This is a genomic window from Bartonella sp. AA1HLJMS (genome assembly GCF_042197445.1).
GTDB lineage: Bacteria > Pseudomonadota > Alphaproteobacteria > Rhizobiales > Rhizobiaceae > Bartonella.
In genome coordinates, this window is sequence record NZ_JBHIRW010000129.1 from 1 (window position 1) to 2,088 (window position 2,088).

The 2,088-nt window shown below is 46.8% G+C and carries 1 protein-coding gene and 1 pseudogene; both read right to left on the minus strand.

The window, feature by feature from the left end:
- Positions 1–1,808 (minus strand): filamentous hemagglutinin N-terminal domain-containing protein (locus tag ACFIQE_RS09810; RefSeq protein ID WP_375707644.1); only part of this gene is annotated, 1,808 nt, incomplete at its 3' end.
- Between the two features lie 25 nt (positions 1,809–1,833).
- Positions 1,834–2,088, minus strand: a pseudogene (locus ACFIQE_RS09815) (ShlB/FhaC/HecB family hemolysin secretion/activation protein); the annotation flags it as partial.

Sequence of the window (2,088 nt, forward strand, 5' to 3'; positions counted from 1 at the left end):
ATGACCTGATCATAATAGATGTCGTTGCCTGCAAAAATTTCAATATTGCCACCACTGGCAATCTGACCAACCTTCACCCCTTCTTTTGCTGTAATCAAAAGAAAGCCCTTTTCATCTAAAACAAGATCCCCTGAACCGCCCGTAGAAACGACACCTGTCATCAGTGTCCCTGCATCAAGGCTGCCAACCTTTAAAACAGCTTCTTCACCCGTCATCAGCGAAGAAAAGTCAACCGCCCCACCCTCAATATTTGCCTTGCCATAGGCTAAAAGTTGCCCAAAATGAACGGGAGCATTTGTTGCTGGTTGTGCTTGAATGGCAACATTTTGATGCGACAGAATTGTTTGAGAAACAGATAGCCCGTTATGAAAAACCAGGGTGATATCTCCTGCTCCATAAACACTTTCAGCAACAATCGCACCTTGACTGCTCTGGAGATCAACATCCCCTTGGGTGCCAAGAACAACAACACCAGCAGCACCCGTTGCCGCCATATCAACCCCACCGGCTAAAAAATGAGCTTGTATATCACCACCGGCATGCGCCTTGAGATTCCCTTGCGCTAAAACAATCCCCTCAAGCTTCAAGTTTCCGCCCGATTCAAGAGCCATATCAGCACCTGACCCTAGCCCTGAAACTTGAAGTGTCTGGCGCGAAGAAAGCTCCATATTGCCCCCAGAGGTTGCCTTACCGGCAATCGATAAAAGCCCATCCTGCGCCTCTATCTTCAAATGACCCTCAGCACCAACCGTTTCTAACGTCACATCCTTATGGGCGGCAATATCAATATGCTTTTTCGAGGTGATGTGTTTTGCCAATACGCTCTGGCTTTTCGATTTGAGGACAACACCCCCATGACCAAAAACATTCTTCAACGAGATTTTCCCGTCAGCAGAAAGATGCAACTGCCCCGCATTGGCTGCCATATCATGGCGCATGCGAACCCCAACACCTTTTTCTGTTGCCACAAGTTTAATCTGATCCGCCTGTAGAGCCCCCAAAGCAGAACCATCTATCGCATATTCCGGTTTACCGGTAATATCGGTCAGTTCTTTCATTTCCCGTGAAGCATAATCAAAGTGACCCGTCCCTGCTGTCACACCAATTTCTCTGCCCGCAACAGCTCCTTCAAAATGCACTGTGCGTGAGACAATATCGACAATATCAACAGCCCCCTTGCCAGAGAAAAAATTGGCTCCCTTAGCGCCAAAGGTAATATCCCCACCTCGCACCTCAAAGCCTTTCAAAAAACCGCTCGCATCAATTTCGGGAACACCTGTGGTTAAGGTCGCATGGGGCGTATTGATAAAGCCACAACCATCACAGCTTATCCCATTGGGATTGGCTATAATCACATCGGCGGGGCTCCCAAAAACCTCTCCTGGACCATGAAGCGCACTGCGCTTGCTGCTGGTCACTTCATTTAAAATCACTTTCGCTGAACCCGTGAAACGCAAATGCGGATTGCCCGGCATAATGCCCCCCAACTGCGATTGCCCCACTTCTTGCGCATGATTGTTCCAAATAACACCTGGATTTCCAATATTAAAATCGTTATATTTATTGTGTGATAAGCCCTTGCCATTGGGGGTAACAATATCAATCGAGGGAACCCCATTGGGCGCTGCGACTATATCTGGACGATGGGCGGCATTCGCGTTAGGATCCACAGTAATTTGCGCCTGTAACGCTGAAGGGGCTAACAAACAAGAAAAACCAAGTCCCCCAAATAAAACCTTTTTGAGCATCGTACTGGAGACTAAAACACCTAATAAAGCTGCTCTTTCTGCTCTCTTCTCATATCTCATACGTTAACTCCCCAATAAAAAATGCTTAAAGTTCCATTGTTAATGTCATAAAAAATGTTCCTGATTTTTTGTGCTTAACTGTGCTCCAAAAAATACTGGAATAACTGGCATCAAGAGAGACCATGCCTCCCGCAAGCTTGACACCTGCTGTCCAACCGGCAAGCTGATCATTCTTAATCCCATACAAGGGTTGTGCAAAAACACGCCCATAATCCAAACCAACATAAGGGCGAAGTTCTCCAAAAACCTTTTTGAAGGTCGCGTGATTGCTCCACGGAAT